This is a genomic window from Ruminococcoides sp., assembly GCF_057037865.1.
Map to the genome: position 1 here is coordinate 30,588 of NZ_DBLZMS010000011.1, position 20,156 is coordinate 50,743.

At 36.1% G+C, this 20,156-nt stretch carries 20 protein-coding genes and 2 pseudogenes; 4 read left to right on the top strand and 18 right to left on the bottom strand.

Features of this window, described 5'->3' with window-relative positions; genetic code table 11:
- Positions 1-23 precede the first annotated feature (23 nt).
- From AC2HW8_RS09405 to AC2HW8_RS09440, 8 genes and pseudogenes are all read right to left on the bottom strand, one after another.
- Positions 24-425 carry a hypothetical protein gene (locus AC2HW8_RS09405; protein WP_021883621.1) on the bottom strand — a complete coding sequence of 134 codons (402 nt, stop codon included), beginning with the start codon at positions 423-425 and terminating at the stop codon, positions 24-26.
- A 185-nt stretch (positions 426-610) separates the two neighbouring features.
- Positions 611-1,249: a LuxR C-terminal-related transcriptional regulator gene (locus AC2HW8_RS09410; RefSeq protein WP_484327483.1), complete on the bottom strand. Its 639-nt coding sequence runs from the start codon at positions 1,247-1,249 to the stop codon at positions 611-613.
- Complete coding sequence (locus AC2HW8_RS09415; RefSeq protein ID WP_484327484.1) at positions 1,227-2,534, bottom strand: hypothetical protein; 1,308 nt, start codon at positions 2,532-2,534, stop codon at positions 1,227-1,229. The genes AC2HW8_RS09410 and AC2HW8_RS09415 overlap by 23 nt, the downstream gene beginning before the upstream one ends.
- Complete coding sequence (locus AC2HW8_RS09420) at positions 2,531-4,198, bottom strand: histidine kinase N-terminal 7TM domain-containing protein (RefSeq protein ID WP_484327485.1); 1,668 nt, start codon at positions 4,196-4,198, stop codon at positions 2,531-2,533. The genes AC2HW8_RS09415 and AC2HW8_RS09420 overlap by 4 nt, the downstream gene beginning before the upstream one ends.
- Positions 4,199-4,811: 613 nt before the next feature.
- Complete coding sequence (locus AC2HW8_RS09425; RefSeq protein ID WP_484327486.1) at positions 4,812-5,627, bottom strand: leucine-rich repeat domain-containing protein; 816 nt, start codon at positions 5,625-5,627, stop codon at positions 4,812-4,814.
- 97 nt (positions 5,628-5,724) lie between these two features.
- The gene (locus AC2HW8_RS09430; protein WP_101070893.1) at positions 5,725-6,735 is read right to left on the bottom strand and encodes a leucine-rich repeat domain-containing protein; all 1,011 of its coding nucleotides are present in this window, start codon (positions 6,733-6,735) and stop codon (positions 5,725-5,727) included.
- A gap of 94 nt (positions 6,736-6,829) precedes the next feature.
- Positions 6,830-7,375 carry a starch-binding protein gene (locus AC2HW8_RS09435; protein ID WP_484327487.1) on the bottom strand — a complete coding sequence of 182 codons (546 nt, stop codon included), beginning with the start codon at positions 7,373-7,375 and terminating at the stop codon, positions 6,830-6,832.
- Positions 7,376-7,422: 47 nt separating this feature from the next.
- Positions 7,423-7,736: pseudogene (locus tag AC2HW8_RS09440) on the bottom strand (transposase); the annotation flags it as partial.
- Positions 7,737-8,131: 395 nt separating this feature from the next.
- On the opposite strand from AC2HW8_RS09440, the gene AC2HW8_RS09445 reads away from it, so the two are divergent.
- The 3 genes from AC2HW8_RS09445 to AC2HW8_RS09455 all read left to right on the top strand — a co-directional run bounded on the left by AC2HW8_RS09445 (position 8,132) and on the right by AC2HW8_RS09455 (position 9,115).
- Complete coding sequence (locus AC2HW8_RS09445; protein ID WP_118102037.1) at positions 8,132-8,440, top strand: DUF6809 family protein; 309 nt, start codon at positions 8,132-8,134, stop codon at positions 8,438-8,440.
- On the top strand, positions 8,437-8,619 hold the full coding sequence (locus AC2HW8_RS09450) for a hypothetical protein (RefSeq protein ID WP_118102036.1): 183 nt from the start codon (positions 8,437-8,439) through the stop codon (positions 8,617-8,619). The genes AC2HW8_RS09445 and AC2HW8_RS09450 overlap by 4 nt, the downstream gene beginning before the upstream one ends.
- Before the next feature lie 139 nt (positions 8,620-8,758).
- Positions 8,759-9,115, top strand: a complete 357-nt coding sequence (locus AC2HW8_RS09455) for a TnpV protein (protein WP_181980532.1) — start codon at positions 8,759-8,761, stop codon at positions 9,113-9,115.
- Between the two features lie 50 nt (positions 9,116-9,165).
- Here AC2HW8_RS09455 and AC2HW8_RS09460 read toward each other — a convergent pair whose 3' ends face one another.
- Genes AC2HW8_RS09460 through AC2HW8_RS09470 form a run of 3 tightly spaced genes read right to left on the bottom strand, consistent with a single transcriptional unit; the run spans position 9,166 to position 14,229 of the window.
- Positions 9,166-10,683 carry an RNA-directed DNA polymerase gene (locus AC2HW8_RS09460; RefSeq protein WP_101028642.1) on the bottom strand — a complete coding sequence of 506 codons (1,518 nt, stop codon included), beginning with the start codon at positions 10,681-10,683 and terminating at the stop codon, positions 9,166-9,168.
- Between the two features lie 13 nt (positions 10,684-10,696).
- Entirely contained in the window at positions 10,697-11,716 is a 1,020-nt protein-coding gene (gene mcrC / locus AC2HW8_RS09465) for a 5-methylcytosine-specific restriction endonuclease system specificity protein McrC (protein ID WP_101028643.1), read from the bottom strand.
- Positions 11,713-14,229 (bottom strand): AAA family ATPase, encoded by a 2,517-nt coding sequence (locus AC2HW8_RS09470; RefSeq protein ID WP_484312869.1) that lies wholly within the window; start codon positions 14,227-14,229, stop codon positions 11,713-11,715. Before AC2HW8_RS09470 ends, mcrC begins: the two co-directional genes overlap by 4 nt.
- A 436-nt stretch (positions 14,230-14,665) precedes the next feature.
- Here AC2HW8_RS09470 and AC2HW8_RS09475 point away from each other — a divergent pair, with 436 nt between their 5' ends.
- Positions 14,666-15,604, top strand: coding sequence for a tyrosine-type recombinase/integrase (locus AC2HW8_RS09475; RefSeq protein WP_484327488.1), 939 nt, complete (start codon positions 14,666-14,668; stop codon positions 15,602-15,604).
- Positions 15,605-15,650: 46 nt separating this feature from the next.
- Here the strand turns inward: AC2HW8_RS09475 and AC2HW8_RS09480 are convergent, their stop codons facing one another.
- The 7 genes and pseudogenes from AC2HW8_RS09480 to AC2HW8_RS09510 form a co-directional block, all read right to left on the bottom strand.
- A complete protein-coding gene (locus AC2HW8_RS09480) occupies positions 15,651-16,514 on the bottom strand; it encodes a BRO family protein (protein WP_101028650.1) in 864 nt (287 codons plus the stop codon).
- Between the two features lie 69 nt (positions 16,515-16,583).
- A complete protein-coding gene (locus AC2HW8_RS09485) occupies positions 16,584-18,146 on the bottom strand; it encodes a recombinase family protein (RefSeq protein ID WP_484327489.1) in 1,563 nt (520 codons plus the stop codon).
- A gap of 91 nt (positions 18,147-18,237) precedes the next feature.
- Complete coding sequence (locus AC2HW8_RS09490) at positions 18,238-18,420, bottom strand: hypothetical protein (protein ID WP_301914161.1); 183 nt, start codon at positions 18,418-18,420, stop codon at positions 18,238-18,240.
- Positions 18,421-18,435: 15 nt separating this feature from the next.
- A complete protein-coding gene (locus AC2HW8_RS09495; protein ID WP_301914162.1) occupies positions 18,436-18,561 on the bottom strand; it encodes a DUF3789 domain-containing protein in 126 nt (41 codons plus the stop codon).
- Between the two features lie 134 nt (positions 18,562-18,695).
- Positions 18,696-18,839, bottom strand: coding sequence for a hypothetical protein (locus AC2HW8_RS09500; protein ID WP_484327490.1), 144 nt, complete (start codon positions 18,837-18,839; stop codon positions 18,696-18,698).
- A gap of 245 nt (positions 18,840-19,084) precedes the next feature.
- On the bottom strand, positions 19,085-19,459 hold the full coding sequence (locus AC2HW8_RS09505; RefSeq protein WP_484327491.1) for a sigma factor-like helix-turn-helix DNA-binding protein: 375 nt from the start codon (positions 19,457-19,459) through the stop codon (positions 19,085-19,087).
- Between the two features lie 298 nt (positions 19,460-19,757).
- Positions 19,758-20,156 (bottom strand): annotated as a pseudogene (locus tag AC2HW8_RS09510) (ABC transporter ATP-binding protein); the annotation flags it as partial.

Consider the following 20,156-nt stretch of genomic DNA (forward strand, 5'->3'; position numbering starts at 1 on the left):
AAGGGGGGTAAATAATAAAATAATTATGCTTTGTTCTTAACAGCGCCTATAATGTAAAGTACAGGGATAGCAAGACCGCAGATAAGAGAGAATACATTGAACTGTGATCCGCCTATCATGCTGATAATTTCGCCTGCAATACACATAACAGCAACAACAACGCCCCATACAATACATGTATTTGCCTTGTGCGGAAGTTTTGCGTTGATAACGCCGATAATACCTGCAACAAACTCAGCAACCGCACTGATAAGTGCGAAAACGCCGCCGACATAAAGCATAGTCATATCGTATGTACCGTCGTTAAAAGCTGCAAGTGCGGCGATACCGAGAATGGCGATGATTGACACAATCAATGCAATAGCACCGAATACAATCATAAGGATTCCCGTTACTTTAAGAAAAGTTGAACCTTTTGCCTCCATAGTTTTTCCTCCTGTCATTAAATAATAAATTTTATGCACCTTTGTCTTTGATTATTAATCGGACAAAGATAGCGTTTTGCACAAAAGATATTCACCGTCTGAGCAGTTTATATCCTGTAATTGTATTATACTGTTTTAACAGCAAAAAAATATGTGCCAAACGGCACATATTCAGAAAAAAGTATTTATTTGTCGTTAACTCTATCGTCAAGGATTACAAGTCCCGCCTCTCTTGCCTTTACGGCAAGCTCTGTTCTTGACTTAAAGCCTGTTTTTTCAAGCATATACTGTATATAGTTCTTGACAGTACCCGGAGCAATGTAAAGTCTTTTGGCAATTTCCGTGTTTGTATCACCGCTTGTCAGTTCACGCAAAACCTCAAGCTCCCTTTCGGTAAAATCCGTACTCATTGCGTTGCCGAATTTAATTTTGGGAGTTGTGTCGGGAAACACACGCTCACCGTTCATTGTTCTGTCCATAAGTTCAATAATAGGCTCGGGACTTACCTCTTTGTACCAAAAGCTGTCAACTCCTGCTTCCTTGGCACGCTTTAGATAGGAATATTCGGGCATTGAGGTAACAATGATTATCTTAATTTTCGGGAACTTTGCTTTTATTCTTTCAGCCGCCTCAAGACCGTTTGCCCCCATTGAAGTGCATATATCCATTAAAATCAAGTCAACATCGGAATTTTCACAATGATAATCCGTCATATCGGCATTACTTATTGAGCCCGCAAGCGTATAGTTTTCGCTTTGGTTTACATACATTTCAAATAAAGTTCTCGGCATTGACTGATCTTCAACTATCAGCACTCTTGTCATACTGCAGCACCTCGCTTTTCGGTATTGTGATTTCAAGAACAAAAATTTCGGAAGTCGATATTTTCATGCTTCCGCCGATTTGCTCTGCTTTTTTTCTTACGGAAGAAAGTCCGCCGCCCTCATTGATTTTTCGAGGCGGTTTTCTGCCGTTATTTGCAAATTTAAAAATATATTTTTCACCGTCGTCAAGACTTTCAAGAATCATTTTATCTGCTTTTGCGTGTCTTGCGGCATTGTTAAGGCATTGCATTGTTGCAAAAGTCAGAACCCGTGCAACCGCATTGTTATCTGTCGGAAGATTTCCGACTGTTTCAAGCGTTATTCCGACAAGCTTTGCGGCATTTTCAATATCCTTAGCAAAGTTTTCGTCTTTGCAATCATTCTCTGCGGTATTTAAAACAGAAATATTGTTTTTCCACATTTCAAGTAATTTACTGTTATTTTCAGACAGAGTGCCGTTTTCAAGATATCTTCTTGTTGTTATCAGCGTACTGCCGAGCCTGTCATGAATTATCTCTTTTGTGCGAAGAATTTCTTCTTCTCTTGTCAGGTCACAGACCATTTCATTGTATTTTTTCAGATGAGCATTAACCTTTTTTAACTCGCCTATTTCATATTCCAAGGTTGATGTAAGCTTTGTAAACTCTGTTATATCGGTTGCCGCAAGCTGAAAATACGGTTTTGAAAAAATTTCCGTTTCCGACAACGAAAAGCTGAAAACCCTGCCGTCCTTTAATCTGACTGTAAATGCCCCGTCATTTTCATATTGAGAAGCCTCTTTTATCTTCTCTCTGAAGGGCATTGCAACATTAAGCGATTTACCCGTAAGTTCAAGGCATATGCTTTCCATAAGGTTATTTTTCAATACAACAAGTCCGTTTTCGTCAAAATAGCAAAGTCCTGTCGGCAAGCCGTCAAAGCTTTCTTTAATTGACATTGCGGTAATATCGGTATTCCTGCAATGATGAAGCCTTATCGTTATATACACAGACATTACAGCACAATATGCCGTTATGCCGACAGACAGAGCAAACGGCATTCTGCCAAAAAATTCAGACATTTTATTAATTTGGTTATCATAATATATTTTACTCAAGACATGAGTGCTTACCAAAAACATTGTCAAAGAGATTACTGCAATTATAACCGCTGAAATCGGTTTCCACAACCTGATTTTATAAAGAAAAGATTGCGTTGCGTTGTATATTGCCGCACAGGCAACAACAAATTGCACACTCATCAATATAACACAAACAAACGAACGCATTTCAAGGATGGGTGTCATATGTCATCACCTCCGCTTTGCATACGAACAAACACAAACAGCGTGTCAGCGTCATATTCCGTGGTGACATTTCCGCCGAGTTTTATAATATCGTCAAGTAAATCATCGGGAATTTTCATTTCATTTTTGCTGTCACAGTTGATTTTTAAATCAATAAATTTCTCATGGACTTTTAAATTAAACAGCAACGCATCTGTGCAGTTCATTATATGCCTTATAAAAATCCCGATGAATTTAAAAAGTGCAATAGTTTTTTCGGCTGAAATTTCTCCCGAAACATTACTGAAAAACGAACACGAAATTCCGTAAACAGAAATGTACTCGGCAAGTTCTCGGATACTGTTTTCAAGCTCAAAAGCATTCAGCATTTTTCTGCTTTTTGCCATAATGAGCAGATCGCTTATTCTCTTGATGTAAACATTCACAACACAGGCACGGGCATAATTGACCGAAATATCTCCGCTGTTATTTTCAATGTTTTTGAGTATATTTTCAAGGTCGCAAAGCTGAGGACGGATAAATTCAGTTATACTGTCATAGAGCTTGTTCTGTTCGGTTACTGCCGCTCTTCGTTTTTTCAGCTCTGCCTCTGATTTTAAGATTACATTGTATTCCGAAATCTGCTCTTTTACTTCCGAAAGTTCTCTGTTAATTCGGTTAATTGCCGATATATCTTCCGTCCAAACTGCCTTACCGCCTTTTATATTATGCTTTTTAAGAATTATATTTTCATCAATCACAACACTGTTACCGTTTTGCAGAACAACATCTTTTGAAACATTTGTTGCGTTTTTTGAGCGGTATTTCACATTGCCCTCATTGTCAAATATGAGAGTGTTAAGATTTGACGCATTGAAAAAATCGCCGTAACCCGTATTTGACGGCACAAGACCTATCTGAATAAGGCTTTCCCATAGAGCAATTGAGGCAAAACAGAACACCTCGGGAACATTGTAAATTCTAAGTCCCGAATATCCGTGATTCAGATTATTCCAGAGTGTGTAAATTATTGCGACAAGAATTATTACAATCGGAATCCACAGCTTTTTGCGTGTTGCGGAAATTCTGCATCTATTTATTGAAAGCACAATTGACGAAAGTACAAGTATAAAAATCCACACTACAATTACATAGTAAACAGGACCGTAACTGTATTGTTTGTTCCAATTGTGAAAATCGGGTTCAAATACAAAAGCAAGCTGATGAAAATCGTTCGTCATAACAAGCAGCACAAGAACGGCGGCAGGTATAATCAAAAGATATTTTCGGTTATTTGTATTTTCGGGCTTACCGATATTCAGCATTGCAAAAAACATCATAAGCGGCAAAAACACCATTGCTATGTAATATGAATACCAAAGATACCGTCCATATGTGTTGATGTCGGCAGGACTGTTGTATTTTATGGCACGAAGAGCCATCCACAAGAGCATAAGCGCCGCAGATATCACAAGGCAGATTCGTATATTCTTCTGAACAATGCGATATGCAACAGACACACCCCAGCCTATAATAAGCCCGGAAAAGATAATAACATCAAAATTTTCAATATAATTGTCCGCCGAGGAAGTAAGATGAGAAAAAATTCTCACCGCACCTCCAAACAGGAATATAATTATCCCGACAACAGTCAGAAGCTTTGTTTTGTCAACTTTGCGAACCATATGCCACCCGTCAGTTATTTCAAGTTTAATTTCAGCAACATAATTTTTTCAAAACACCAATGTTGCACACTATTTTACTACATAATAACACAATAAAACGGATTATACAATTCATATTTACCGCAAACTTAAACAAAAAAGTAAATAGTTAATTTCCAAAGTAACTTTCATGGTGGAACTTACTTTGGAAATTAACACACTGAAATCTTCCTTGTTTTTGACTGTAATCAATCGTGGTATTCTTAACAAACTTATTAAACTACAAAAGGCACATAACCGAAAGTGATAACGGTTATGTGCCATATTGTTTTTTGCAATGCTGTTTTTTCACAGTCCACGAGTAAAATTTGTACCCTAATTAGATTTACACTATTCTCAAAAAATTGTTTCAACTTGCTATTGCAATTTACATCCATTAATTTTTCCTCCAATCAATCTGAATTTTTTAATTCAGGTCGATTGGGGGACTTCTGTTTCTATAAATCATAAGTGCCCTTTCTGCTTTCAACGCAAAAGGGCAAAAAATAATGCCGACAGGTAATAGCATTAAAAGCTATAACTTGTCGGCATTTAAATTCTAAAATTTGACTTTATTTAATCTCCGCAAATATAATCAGTCAACTATGTTATTCAATTCTTCAAAAGGTATATTGTGTTCATTTGCATATTGTTCTGCATATGAGCCTTTTATTCCATAGATTGTGAGCTTATCGCAACCTTCAAAGGCATTATCCGCAATATGTTCTGCCTTATCGTAAATGATAATTTTCTCCAGCAAGGTGCAATTTTCAAAAGCACCCCATTCAATGCTCTTAATATTTTTAGACAAAACTAACTGTTTTAAGGATATGCAATTACTAAATGTATATCGTTGTATTGCAGTAATATTATCGGGAATATTTATACTTTTTAGTGATGTGCAACCGGAAAAAGCACCGTATGCTATACCACGATCAGCAATATTATCCGGAATTACAAGCGTTTCTAATGAAGAACAGCCTGAAAATGATAAACTTTCAATTTCTTTTACATCACCATTAAAATTAACATTTTTCAGACTTTCACAATTCGTAAAAGAGAATTGTTTTATAGTACTTGGGAGTTGTATGCTTTCTAATGAAATACAATGGTCAAAACATCTGTTAAATATATACTCTATCCCTTCAGAAACAACAATCTCTTTTACTATATCGTTATCCTCAAACATTCCTTTCCTTTCTGCTCCCCACAAATTGTATCCTGTAACATATCCGCCTAAAGCATTTACTTTATGGAAAAATATTGTTGAAGGAATTACAACTTTCTCTGACGGGTAGTTTATCTTTACAATTGTTGCCGATTTATTTGTATATCCATCGGTTTCATATGTGTACCCAAACCACCAATGTTCACTTGAACAGCTTTGCAGCAATATAAGTATCGCTATCACTGCACACAATATCCCAATAGGTAATTTATATTTTTTTCATCATATTAAAATTCTCTCGTAAAAAATATAGTTTTAATTATCAACAAACCGATAATTATTAATTTACAGACTGAATTGTTGTATCCAATTTTTCAAATGGTATGTTATGTTTTTTTGCATACTGTTCTGCATAACTACCCTTCATTCCGCAGATTGTAAGTTTATCACATCCATCAAAAGCGTTGTCCGCAATGTAATCACATTCATCATAGACATTAATTCTCTCTAAAGAAACGCAATCCCGAAAAGCTCCGTCACCTATTTTTATTAAGTCCTCAGGCAAATTCACTATTTCAAGAGATTTGCAACCATCAAATGTCCAGCTCTCAATAATCCTGACCTTTGACGGAACATCAATAGTTTGCAGAGAAGTACAACATTGAAAAGCGTTTGAACCTATTTCTGATAGCTTGTCGGGTAAATCAATATTTGTAAGTGAAGTACATCCTTGGAAAGCCACACTCTCTATACAATAAACATTTTTTGAAAACTTCACATTTTTTAATGAATAGCAACGAGCAAAAGCATTAGTGCTGATTTTGTTAATTTGCTTCGGTAAGTATATTTCTTCAAGCCCGGAACAATCGCTGAAACTAAAGGATTCGGTAATAGTATCTCCGTCAACAATGTTCACTTCCTTTAAATTATCACACCGCACTACGTCAAATGTCGTCATTGTGCCTGGTATAGTAATTTTTTCAAGATTATAGCAATTAGCTATAGCCGGGCCATAAGTTTCCACTACTCCTTCAGGTATTATAATTTCTTTTACAACATTATTTCCCTCAAATACACCTGTAAGAGACACCCCAACTAATGCAGCTTCTTCTACACAACTTAGCTTTTTGACTTTATATGAAGAAATTTCCGAAGGAATTTCAATGGTTTCAGCCAATATATCGGTTTTTATCAATGTAGCGTTTTGATTTTCATCAATTTCAAATGTATATCCTTCAGCAGTTTTTGTTATAGGGTATAGCTCTTTACAACTTGAAAACATTAAAATAAAAACTGTACAAAAAGATATTGCAAATACTATATTTACTCGTATTAATCTAGTTGTTTTCATATATAAAACCTTTCAAAAGTTTGTAGCACTAATTTCAAAGATGAATGAGCAAACATAATTGCTCCTTCATCTTTAGAAATTTATAATGAATCAGTTAATCTGGTTCATATGTTGTCCAAATATTATCCTTAAACCACACATCTTGTGTAACCAAATGCCCAGGTTGCAATACACCAGGTATCTGTTTATTCTTCGAATCATTGAACATTACTTTCGGATTTTCCACACCATAGATCGTATAGGATAACCAATTATCATCCATTTGACTATTCATGAGAGTACCAGGCCATGACATCAGAATATCATTATCTTCATAGAAGTAAATTCTTGTGTCCCAATATTCCCAATTAGAAGGACGATAAAAATGAACAGTAATTCCCTGTGGTTTCTGGCTATATGCAGTTTCATTTACCACCCACATTTCATCTTCTGTTATTTCAATTCCGGGTTGATTGATACCGGGATGTTGTTGTCTGGTTGCAGCATCAGTAGTGTTATTATTAAAAATAGCTCTCGGATTGTTCACACCGTAAATTGTGTAAACATACCGGTTATTACCACCATCCGGGGACATTTTCTCTCCTGGGAATGGGAGTTCATGGTCATCATCATTATAATAATAGATATGAGGCTTTGTCAAGAAAAGTGTGTAAGTTTTTAAAGATCATAAAAAATTATGTTAATGCCTTAAATCATATGCTCGTATTTTTTAATACGGGCACTGATTTTTTCATTCGCAGCCAGTTGATTTCTGACCATAGCCCAATTTTGAACCTTACTGCCATTCCACTTTTTGTAAAGCCTAGTTGTGCGTAAATAGAGCAATTTGAGTAGTGCATTTCATTTGGAAAAGCACCCTTTTTTGTAACTTTTCTGAAACTTGAATTTATGCTTTCAACCGCATTGGTTGTACACATAACCTTACGAACGGAACTGCCGTAATCAAAAAGCTGCTTGACATGGTTGAAATTTCGTTTCCACACATCAACTGCTCCGTGAAATTGTTTGCTGTGCAAACGGTGAAATACTACATAACGTATTGTGAAATTTTCTGCTAACACAGAAAGTGAAACGAAATAAATCAGCTCACGCCGTAGGCATTTCACATTCAGAAGGAATATTTCACACGCAAAGCATATTTCACAAATCCGTAAGGATTTATTTCACTAAAAAAACGACAGGTAAAAACCTGTCGTTTTCTGGCTCCCCCAACTTACTTTGTAAGGAGGGAAAGTAACTGCCTCGCATACTACATTTGGTTCTTAAACAGCACTCGCACAATCCCAGTTCACTAAAAACATTCCACGGGGTATTAGAGATAAAGAAGGTCTTATGTAAAACAGTCGGAATGATTGATTTTGTAGGATATAATCAAGATTAACGGAGGTTTTACAAAATGAAAAACATTATTTCAGAATTGTTCTATGGGAATATTGATCCACAAACTCGCAGTTACCAAAAAGGCAGTTATATTCAAAAATATATGACTATTCTTGCTAACGCAGAGGAAGTCTTAACGAAAAGCCTGTCAGGAGATGATAAGAAAACTTTTTTGTCATATGCAAATGCTTCAAATATCGTTTTAGGGGAATCGGAATTAGATAGTTTTATTGTTGGCTTTCGTTTGGGTGCTCAGTTTACTTACGATACCTTTGTTAGCAACACAGCTTCCTTTACTGATTTCTTGAAGGAGGAAGCAGAATGAATACAAAGTATCACGTCTATCTAAATTATGAAGAAAGGCGATTAGTGATTAAAAGCCTAAATGATTTGAGGAATAGACTAATATCCGAAGGTAAATACACCGACCTCATTGATGAAGTTTTGGTTAAGGTGGCTAACGCTAAAATCGAGAAAATGAAGGTTGTCAGCAAAAGCTCGTAAACGGTATATTTGCGGATTTTGAGGTTGGTAATGATGATACCTTAACCCATTAAGTTCAACACTCTAAGAATCGCATAAATACTGGCAATTTACATCGAACTTTGTACACACTTTTTCGACCACTATGGAGGAATTAATTATGACAAATAAGATTACATATACACAGCAAGGTGATTACCTTTTACCCGACCTGAAATTGCCCGAACAGCCAAAGGTTAAAATTGGCATTTGGGGCAAGCGGCATTTGAAATATATCAAACATCATCGTCCCATCTTATATACAAACCTGCTGACGAGTTGCAAGCTCACAGCCTACCTCGCCGATATTGACGAACAGGCAGAGGATATGTTCTTTCGGTTAGTAAAGCAGCTTGCCGAAAAGGAAGGTATAACCGACCAACTCAAAGCAGATAATCAAATGCTGTGGGTAAAGAGAATGAATAATATACGCAACCGTGCAGAAGAAATTGTCAATAATGAATTGATACTTGTTTAATCAACGGGAGAAGATGATTAATTTCATCTTCTCCCGTTCCAGTTTGTTTGCTAGAATTCGCAAAAATGGATTCCTTTTTGTTTTAGTTTGTTATACATATTCAAGTTTTGGTGAATTGTAAGTTTTTCTTTGAATTCATCTTCGGTTATTATGTTTTCAGAAAACAATTCATAATTCAATATCCAAGAAGTCGAGGATGATTTCATTGTTTGCTTTAAATCCTGAGATATGAATCCTTTTCTTAATAGCATTACTTGAGCTAATTCATTTTTGCTTGAACATATCTGAATTATTATATCATCATCTCTTTCGATTCCCTCAATTTCAATTAATAGGTACAATAACCAAATTACTTCTAAATCATTTATTTGCCGCAAACTGCGTAGAAGTATTTTTTTAATTAACGTAATATCTTTATCATTAATACAAAAGTTTTCGGATTTCTTCTCAATTAAAATCTGACAAGCTTTAATTAAAGAGCGTTTATTGTTCTGTAATATAGTTAACAGATATGCCTTGTATAATTCTGAATTTGATATATCAATGGGATCTTTTTCTAAAGATTTTAACAAAAATCTTATTGCTCCCTTTGTTCCCTTGTTTTCTAATGTAAAAAAGCTGTTAAACATATCCATTAGATGTTCATTATCAAATTCATCAATGTGTAGATCAGTAAATAGTTTATTAAGATTCTTATTAATATAATATGGGAATTTTTCTTCTCTTGTTTTCTCGTTATTAATAGTTAGGTTATATTTTCTAAGAATCAAATCAATTTTGCTTTTTGTCGTTTCAGTATTATCATCAAAAACAAAGATTTCATAATCATCAACATATCTGACAAACCGGATGTTTTCAGATTTTATTTCTTTATCTATTCTTGTAAGCAGCGCTTCTGATATCAATCGAGAAACAAAAGGACCTGCTAATAATCCATTTGTTTGATTTGAATTCATTCTACGAACTAATTTATCAAGTTTGGAGTATTTTTCATATGTTGGACTTAAATTTTCGCCTTTTTGGCTTTGACGATATTCTGAAACAGCTAATTCATATCCCATAATTATAGTAGGAATTAAATGTGTATAAATGGCACCATAAAAATTTGATATATCTAATTTTAGAATCAGTTTTGCTCCAGTTGCCTTTATTATTTTTTTTGATATGTTTTCTATGTAGTCAGAACATATTTCAAAAGATTCCTCTAATACTTCCTCTGTTTGTCCATATGATTGTTCAAATCTATAAATTTGACCTTGTTGATTAATAACTGGAGAAAAAGAATAATCCTCACTTTTTGTAAAATCTATCAATTCTTTCAGCAAATTATTATTCCACATATATTCGTGTAATACAAGATATGATCCTAATTCAGGAATATAAATATTTCTTCTGGAATCAGCCTGATCATATTTGCTCATTGTAAAACAATATGGTTGTATTATATCACAGTTTTCGGGTGGAACATAATTTAAAACCTTTTTATCCAAGAAAAAACATGGCGGAAGATATTCAGAAAAAAAGCCCTGCGTTGCTATCTGTTTATAACTTTCTCTATTGAATGGCATATTTTTTACCTTTCTAAATCGTCAGCTTATCCAACTGCTCCCGAATCTCATCAAACCCGCAATTCAAGTCAAGCGTTTTCACGCTTATTTGGTTGCCGCTCATTTGATAGGTGTTGTCGGGGACAATTTGTTCGTCTGTTTTGGCGTAGAGCAACATTCCCGAAACGGTTACTTGCCTGTCCTTCAGTTCTTCCTGCTTGTTCTTGACGTAGGTAAAAATCTGATACAGGTTTGCTGAATGGACGGTTGCCTTATTAAACCGTTGCTGTGTGGAATGGGCGTAATACTTAGCGTCGATAATCAGAATGTTATCGTCTTTTTCGAGCACAATATCCGATTTCATAACCGGCAGCATATCGCTGAAATCGTCGTCGAGCTGCCACGGGATTTGCGGTGCGCCGACGGTCAGTTCCGGGTGCTCCTTGCGGAAATATTCCAGAATAAACTTCTCATACAAGCGGTGCATACGCTGCTCGTCGAGAAAGTCCATCAGCTTTGACGTGCCGTCCGACTGGGTTTGCAACAAGCCCTTCAAAACCAAATAACAAATCGAAACCAACATACGGTACGTCTGATTATTGCGGTCATAGCGCAGATTCCAGTTGATTCTGTAAATCGGCAGCGGTTCGACATTAACCAAGAAAACCAAAAGCTTTTTCATTTCCTTTTTGCGGCTCTTGTCAACGTCCGCTACCATCAAGCGCAGCATTGTCGTCTTGATGATACGGTTCATATAGGCGTTTTCGGAAAACTCGTCGTAGGAGCACACAACCTGCCGCTTGATAATGGAATTTGTTTTCAGTGTTTCCGAAATTTCCATTTTACCACGCAGTGCCGTCAGCGGTTCACGCTTCGGGATATAGTCCTTCATCAGACCACGCTTGAGCTGCTTTGACAAGCCTTTAATCAGTATTGCGGCGCATAAATCCGCCACATTCTCAAAATGCTCTGTCGCCACACTTTTATATCCTTGCTCATTAAGCACCTGAAATGCGTAGGAGAGCATATAGTAGATATTTTGAATCGGAATCACTTGACAGCACTCCTCAAACGGTCAGACCATTCTTTCACTTTTGAAGGCTCGTCAAACCAATACTCTTTGAGCAAGGGGATAATTTCAAACTCCACAATATCGGTCAGCGTGTTCTCCTTAATCTCCTCAATATCGCAGAAATAGCTGTGACCGATACAGAAGCCCTCACCGAGAGATTCGTCGTCGGCAATCTTCTGATTCAGGCTGATAACGCAGTCAATTAGTTTGTTGAATTTATCATTTTCTAATCCGTACTGATATTCTCTAAAGCCCTCGGATTCAAACGCAGGCTTCATTTCATAGAACGCAAAACGCCTGCGGAGCGCATAGTCAATCATCGCCAAGCTTCTGTCAGCTGTGTTCATCATACCGATAATGTAAACATTTTTCGGGACGGAAAACTTGTCCGAAGAGTAGAGCAACTGAATATCATTACCTCGCTTATCGGCTTCAATCAGCATAAACAGCTCGCCGAAAATCTTACTGAGATTGCCACGATTGATTTCATCAATGATAAAGAAATACTCGTTTTCTTTATCATCGGACGCTTTTTTGCAGAAGTTATAAAATGCGCCCTTCTTAATTTCAAAATTCATTCCTGTGCTTGACGGGCGGAAGCCCTCGACAAAATCCTCATAGGAATAGCTTTGATGAAATTGAACAAGCTGCACACGTTCGGGGTCCTTAACACCCATCATTGAATAGGCAAGACGCTTTGCGGCGTATGTTTTACCGACACCCGGAGCGCCCTGCAAAATGACATTCAATTTCTTTCGGAGCAGTCCTTCTAAAGTGTCATACTGTTTTTCGCTGATATATACGTCTGCAAGGAAGTTCTCTTTGGTATAGGTGTTCAGCGGTTCTTCCTCGACGTCAATATCATCGTCATCATCTTCTGTATCAAACATTGCATTGAGCTTTTCAACGTATTCTGTATATTGGGTAATATCGGTCAGCGTTTTCATAACTGCCTTACCGGGATGTTCCCATTCACCGATGTCTGTCCACTTTACTTTACGGGTGTTATTATACTCATCTTCGCTACTGTCATCATATATATAACCGGACTCAACAACGCCACGACCGATTATTTTATACATACCTTGCTTAGCAAAAACAATATCGCCCGGTTTCATCTCATTGGCAAACTGCCAAGTAGCAAGAGCTGCATTGCGATAAGGCTTATTGTCGCCGTAGGTGTCCTGCATAGCAGATTTCATTTCCGATTTTGAAGTGAAGAGTGTCAAATCACCGATTTCACCCCAACCGATGAGCATAATTCCTTTCTCGGTACATTCACTCCACTTTGAAGCATTATTGCCGGGCGAGTAAATCCAATAACGCTTTGTGTTTACATCTTCGTCAGCAAGAGCTGAGCCTTTATCTTCTTTATCTTGCTGGTTTTCTTTAACAATCGTTTTGAATATCTTTGATGCTAATTCATCTGTCATATCAACAGTCCAGCCGTTTTCGGTAAGTTTCCAAATGCCACGCGTGCTGTTGTCCAAATAACCGCCTCTGACAAGGTACTGCCTTGCCCAAGCAACGTCATTGTTAAATTCAGGCGTTTGCGTTTTGCCAACAACAGCGCTTGTTTCTTTCTCGGTCAGCTTTTCGTTTTCTATAATTTTATTTCGTGCTTCTTTCGGAGTAGCCGAACCGCCTAAATCTTTGAGCGCCTGCAAAAGAGGTTTGAACCAACGCAGGAACTTTGCGCCGGAATTAGCATCGCTTTTCTCGGAAAGTTTCTCATATTCATCATCTTGCTTAGATACACTCCACGCACTGCAAGAAAAATCTGCCAATGATTTATAGGAACATTTGTCAGATTGAATATAAGCAATGCAATCATCACAAAGTTTTAAGTATATCTCTGCTTTCGGCGTATCACGCAGATTTTTTACTGTGGCTGTAATTGACTCAGGTAAGCTGTCATTATTCTTTATAAACCACCTATTGCGTGAATCTAAATTTATAAATCTGTTGGGACGAATCCAGTATAAGCCCATTGACAAATTCCATTTTACGCCTTTTTGTTTCCTAACTGTATTAAAAACAGAAATAAACTCTTGTCTGTTTTCTTCTGTATCGTTTTTTGACAGAGTAAGCGCTAATTCAAAAATTGACCAGAGGTTTTGTATATCTGATTCTCCTCTGTTATCTACAAAATAGAAAAAAGTAGATTTTAGTGGACTTAACACAGGAATTCCGTCAAAAGACATAGGAACATCAGCTTTTATGTCAAACAATTCCTTGAATTCAGTAATAAGTTTTATTCTGTTCTTTTCAGTTAGTTGTTTATTAAATAATCCAAAAACTGTAAAAGGATCAATATCAACAAGGATATTATTTCCGCCTTTATCTCTATCAATAGTCGGCAGTTTTATCCCTGTAACCTCATAAACCTGCTTTATTTTTTCAATCAGCTCCTGCCGATTGTCCTTATATGCAAGTAGCTTATCTGCAAACTCCTCATAAAATGATATCCAATCAAATTGATTCTTAGCGCTCATACTATAGCCCCTTGATGATTGATAATTCTAAGTTATCCTTTATTCATTATTTTCAGGTAAGGTCAATAATACATTTCTGTTAACAAAATACGCTACACAGCTTACATTCAACTGGTGTATGTCTATGTAGTGCTTAATCTCATTCTAAGAAAAAAGTATTAAACCTTAACTAAATCTATATTTCGGGTACGTAATACAAAAATATTTATAATTACCCTTATGGTATTAATTATAACATAATTTGACAAATGTTTAAATAACTTTTACGCAAATCAGTTATAAAATTTCACACGGTATTTTTATGTATTTTGCATAATAGAATCTTGTTCACTGCTTTATAAACATACTTTTATGCAAAATAAATCTAGGCATTTGAATAGACTTTCTTTGTTTTCTATTGCATAATAATTTTATTAAATATAAGGAGCTATATGCGATGGAAATAAAAAATGCACAAGCAAATAATCTAACAACTGATTATCTAAACTTTTGCCTTTCAAGAAAAAATCTCGATCAAAAAACGATAAAATCATACACCATTGATTTAAGGCAGTATTTTGAATTTACTATGGAATCTGCTATTGAATGGACAAACAAAAAATCCATTGAGCAATACATTGATTTACTGCATTTTAAGTACAAGCCCAAGAGTGTGAAGCGTAAAATTGCTTCGCTAAAAGCGTTTTTTCACTATCTTGAAATTGAGGAACTTATTGATATTAATCCTTTTCATAAGATACAAATCAAGTATAAAGAACCGTTTATTCTCCCTAAAACTATTCCTATAAATAATATTGAGCAAATTATTAGGTTTGCTTATCTACAACTTACTAAAGTGAAAACTGAGTATGCTAAAAAAGTTGCTCTGCGGAATGCACTCATACTTGAGTTACTATTTGCCACCGGAATGAGGATTTCTGAATTATGTACACTCACGACTGAACAAATTGATTTTAATGATTACATAATCAAAATTTACGGAAAAGGCTCAAAAGAACGACTGATTCAAATTTGCAATCAAAATGTTCAGGCTCTGCTTAAAAGGTATAAAGACGCGTTTGAATGTGAAATAACAACCAACAGATTTTTCTTTATAAACAGGCTTGGCAATCGTCTATCGGAGCAGTCTGTTCGCAATATGATTAACAGCTATGCAATCGGAGCAAAAGTGCCGCTGCACATTACTCCGCATATGTTTCGACACTCTTTTGCAACTCTCCTGCTTGAAGAAGATGTTGACATCAGATATATTCAGCAAATGCTTGGGCATAGTTCGATTACAACAACGCAAATTTACACTCACACCAGTATTAACAAACAGAAAAATATTCTATCTTCCAAGCATCCGAGAAACAAACTTGAAATCGGGATATAATAAAAGCCTTGCGGGATTTTTTAACTCACAAGGCAATCAAAATACTTTATTCACTTTTATCAAAATCATTTTCTATTACATCGGAAATGAGATTTGAAAAATCAACAGCATTTTTTGAAGTAATAACAGGTTTTCCTGTTCTTTCCTCAATATCTTTTCGTGCATTTCCGGCTACTTCTCCGCCCTCCTTTGCAACACTTCTGTTTTCAGAAAATGATTGAGGATTTTTCTCCTTGGAAATCTCGGTTGTAGTAGCTTCCGCCAACATATTTAGTACCAACTCAAGCGTACTCATATTATCTCTCAAATTTTCCTTTTTCAATCCTTTTAGATTTTTATACTGCCGTGTTGTCATTCCTGACCAAGCTTTTGTGATTTCATCAGTCAGAATTGCATATTCTACCCCCTGTTTTACACCACGAGAATCCCATTCGTCAGTAAGCTCTTTTCTTACCTGTATAGCCTGAAGTCTTTGATTTATCCACTCTCTGCTATATCCTTTTTTCAGGTATGTTTCAAGAGCTCGCTCTATGGTAAGTTCGGGATCAATAGTTTCATCTATTCTTTCTCTGCCAACTTCTGCAAGCCACATTTTAAATGGTTCTGCTTTTGGTGACGGAATAGATTGAATTATTCTCAAAAGTTGCTCTGTATTTGCAACATCTGTTTTGTAATTTTTACCATCCTTAGGAGATTGCATTTTCAGTTGTACGATATTTTCGTACAACTGGTTTGCTCCTTCAGCCTTAAGTTTTCTCTTAAGATCACTCCAGTAACGACGAGGTTCGTTACTGTCAGTCAGAACTGAAATTACATCAACTATGGAAAAATACCATTCTTCTTCCGACTCATTCCACGCAGTACGAATCTTTTTATCTTCAAAAATTTGTATCTTGTTTTCTTCACTCATATATATTCACCCACTTCTAAGCTAAAAATATTATAGCAGACTGAATTTATAAATTCAATCTATTAGTCTTTATAGAGATAAGAATTGTTCATAATTAAGGTCGAAGATAATCTCAATTTCATACCCTCGTGATACTTTTACTTCTTTGATAAGTTGGCAAGCTATCATTTTCTTCTGCTCCATTGTTGAATTATCGAATTCGTCTGCCCAAGTTCTGAACTGTGAGTAATAAAAATCAAGCTTGTCCATCGCATTTTGTTGATTGGCAAGTTTGTACCTTATATCACTAAATTCAATTTCTTTTTTATGTAGTAAATCGTTTGTATTATCAATAGAAGCTGACAGTATGTCTGGAGTAAAGCGGCTTTCGCCGAGTAAAGAGCGTCCTATTTCGGCGGACAATTCAACCACCTGTCTTTTAAGCTTTTCAATTTCTTTTTCAAGCTTTGTCTGCTTCCTCCTATGCTCCGATATTTCGGATTTGTAGCGTTTTTCGAGTGCTATATCTTTTGGTGTTGATTTGATTTTAGCGAGATAATCCCTCAGCGTTGCAATCACGGCACCGTCAATTCTGTGCGCTACATAAGCCGACTGCCCGTCACAAGCACCTCGTTTCATTGCTTTGTTCGTACAGATATACCTCTGTCTGCGAACTCTGTACTGACTGCCGTCTGCCCTGTCGTATCGGTCGATATAGCTTGTTGATACCATCTTCTGACCGCAATGAGCGCAATAGATATTTCCGGAAAGTAATGTACTGCCTTTTGTAGTTCTTGCAATTTGTTTCTTCTCTTCATTTTTGTTAGAACGCTGACTTAATATAAATTGTGCTTGTTCATATACATTTTCATCAATGATGTGAAGTCTTTCTATGTATGGGGATTCAACACCGCCTGATATCATATAACCGCAATATAGTTTATTTTTTAGAATACGATTTACTGTGTTGCATTGAAATTTACTGTTGTTATGAGTTCGTATACCGTGACTGTTAAGATAATCAGCCATGCGATATGAACCATACCCCTCTTTAACAGTCATATTAAATATCATTTTGACAATTGTAGCTTCATCGTCATCAACGACTATGTCCATAAGTTCTTTTCCCTTTTTATTGACTTCACCGCTTTTTATAAGTTTGTAACCGAATGGTGCAACACCTCCGGTAAATTTGCCGTCTAACGTCATTTGGTTAAGGCGAGTTTTAACACGTGCTGACGTTTTCTGACTCTCACCGTTGGCTTGCCAAAATCGTATGTAATTCATAAGCTTGTCCACATGATTATCCATACGCTGTTCGCCCTCATTAACGCTCCAGATCTCTATACCATGTTTGATAAACCATTCGACGACAAATGGGATTTCGTCATCAATTCTGCCTATTCTGTCAAACATAAAGACAAGGAGTACATCAAATTCTTTCTTTTCTGCGGCGGCTTTTAAATCCTGAATAGCATCTCGGTCACTTGCCGAAACCTTGAATCCCGACACACCTTTTTCCTGAAACTCTTTCAGAATGGTCCAGCCGTTGCGTTCTGCAAATTCTCTGCACGAGGTTTTCTGCATTGGAATATCATCTTTATCAACCTGACCTTTGGTTGATACTCTGTACAAGCAGTATACTCTTTTCATTTTATCACCCTTTCATACGATTTTTGCAAACCAACAATACTACATAATTTCTATAATATCCAGCGAAATCTGAAAATGAACTTAAAGAAATTCAGCATCCAATCTGTGCGTTCATTCTGTTCTCAAATGTATCCAAAAGGTTTTCCAGAACATTTCTTTCAACCAGTAAGTTTCTGTTTTTAGAAAAGCAGATTGTGACCTTGCAGTCGTTTATAACAGATTCTATTCTGTGTTCTGAATCAATGTTATTTTCTTTTATATAGTTTTCGTTCAAATTATCACCTGTTCCTTATTTTTTGTTTTTGTCATTTATATGATCTTTCATCTGCTCATCAGCTTTTGCCGCTGCATTGCACAAGCACATAAAAACTACACCTATAAAAGCACCGACAAAAAGTCCTATAATAAATCCCAATTAAAACACCTCTTTCATAAAGTTTATTTTTCACCGCCCGACAGCAGAAGATTTTTAATTTTCTGCTGTCGGGATAACATCAATCGTTTTGGATAGTTCTAAATTTCACACTATCCGATTGTCGCTATTTATCCTCAATGCCCTGCGACAAGGAACACATCAAACGGCTTTGCATATAGCTCCATTGGAATTTCACCACCGTGAGGATCTCCCACAGCCGCCATCTTTGGTTGCGACGGTTTTATCACGCTCGACTTTTGACTTGACGGAAGTATCATTATACCATCTGCCTGTCATCGCCCTCATTGAATTTGCCTTTCAATGTCTGAGTCCTGAAGTTCTGTATAGAAGTTCGCTCATTTAGCTTGTCCGCTCGAACAGCAGAAGGAATGTATCTGATGTGCTGATATTTTATTTTCAAAGAACAATGCCTGCTCTATTTTTGGCGAGTATAGAAAACAGGCAAAAGAGAAATAATCCCTTCACCTGTTTCCTCACTTAAAAGCTAAAACACACCCCTAATTTATGAATTTTTTAAAATATTTTTAATTTTTTTCACTGCGCGATACACGGATCTTTGAATACTTTGATAAGTACAGCCTTCTTCAAACGCTATTTCGTCAAAAGTTTTTTCTTCAAAATAATACTTTTTCAGTCTGCGTTTCTGCACTTCCGGCAAATTTTTTATCGCCATGTGCAAATTTTCCATATTCTGAGTATTATCCAAGTATTCTTCCATACATTCAACATTTATAGCGCCTCTTTCGTGTAATGTGCTTTCGTATATTTCAGAGTGTTCATAATGCCTGTCGTATTCATTCATCCAAGAAATATCTTCAAGCTCAAATTTATTAAAACTATCAAATATTTTCTTAGATATTAAAACTTTTTGAATCAATTTTTAGCATCTGTAAATGAGATATAGTACTTTCCCTTTTCTGTATGTAATGTGTAAGGATTATACTTATCCTTTCTTCTTTTGGGACGTTTGTTGTCCATATTTTGTCCTCCAATCAATCTGAATTTAAAAAATCAAATTGACTGGAGGACTCCTGCTCTTGTATAACAATAAAGTCCTTTCTGCTTTCAATGCAAAAAAGAGCATAAAAATGCCGACAGGTAATAGCATTAAAAGCTAAAACCTGTCGGCATTTAACAAGCACATATTAAATATCTTCTTATTTTTTCTGTTTTTGTTATTTCCCGTTCTCAAACACATACAGATACAAATCCTCAAGGGTTGCTTTTACGGATTGTATTTTATAGTTTTCAGGTGGGATATCAGTTACTAATCTTACAATGATTTTTTCGTCGTTATGATAGAGATTTGACACACGGTAATTATCTTGAAAATATTTAAGTTCTTCCTTATTAATTTCGACTTCAAATACCTTATTTTCAATTTCTTTTGTAAGGTTGGTACAGGTATCGTGCGACACGAGCTGACCACTTTTTAAAAGTATAATTTCCTTTGCAATAAACTCAATGTCCGACACAACGTGGGTTGAAATCAATACTATTTTATCCTCCGCAATTTCGCTTATAAAGTTGCGGATTCTTATCCTCTCTTTCGGGTCAAGCCCTGCTGTCGGCTC

Bases quoted from the DNA above. Each gene is read 5' to 3' on its own strand.
- AC2HW8_RS09455 (WP_181980532.1), top strand. From the start codon at position 8,759: ATGACAAATAAGATTACATATACACAGCAAGGTGATTACCTTTTACCC.
- AC2HW8_RS09410 (WP_484327483.1), bottom strand. From the start codon at position 1,249: ATGACAAGAGTGCTGATAGTTGAAGATCAGTCAATGCCGAGAACTTTA.
- AC2HW8_RS09460 (WP_101028642.1), bottom strand. From the start codon at position 10,683: ATGCCATTCAATAGAGAAAGTTATAAACAGATAGCAACGCAGGGCTTT.
- AC2HW8_RS09405 (WP_021883621.1), bottom strand. From the start codon at position 425: ATGGAGGCAAAAGGTTCAACTTTTCTTAAAGTAACGGGAATCCTTATG.
- AC2HW8_RS09485 (WP_484327489.1), bottom strand. From the start codon at position 18,146: ATGAAAAGAGTATACTGCTTGTACAGAGTATCAACCAAAGGTCAGGTT.
- AC2HW8_RS09420 (WP_484327485.1), bottom strand. From the start codon at position 4,198: ATGGTTCGCAAAGTTGACAAAACAAAGCTTCTGACTGTTGTCGGGATA.
- AC2HW8_RS09430 (WP_101070893.1), bottom strand. From the start codon at position 6,735: ATGAAAACAACTAGATTAATACGAGTAAATATAGTATTTGCAATATCT.
- AC2HW8_RS09480 (WP_101028650.1), bottom strand. From the start codon at position 16,514: ATGAGTGAAGAAAACAAGATACAAATTTTTGAAGATAAAAAGATTCGT.
- AC2HW8_RS09445 (WP_118102037.1), top strand. From the start codon at position 8,132: ATGAAAAACATTATTTCAGAATTGTTCTATGGGAATATTGATCCACAA.
- AC2HW8_RS09450 (WP_118102036.1), top strand. From the start codon at position 8,437: ATGAATACAAAGTATCACGTCTATCTAAATTATGAAGAAAGGCGATTA.
- AC2HW8_RS09470 (WP_484312869.1), bottom strand. From the start codon at position 14,229: ATGAGCGCTAAGAATCAATTTGATTGGATATCATTTTATGAGGAGTTT.
- AC2HW8_RS09475 (WP_484327488.1), top strand. From the start codon at position 14,666: ATGGAAATAAAAAATGCACAAGCAAATAATCTAACAACTGATTATCTA.
- AC2HW8_RS09415 (WP_484327484.1), bottom strand. From the start codon at position 2,534: ATGACACCCATCCTTGAAATGCGTTCGTTTGTTTGTGTTATATTGATG.
- AC2HW8_RS09500 (WP_484327490.1), bottom strand. From the start codon at position 18,839: ATGATACTTCCGTCAAGTCAAAAGTCGAGCGTGATAAAACCGTCGCAA.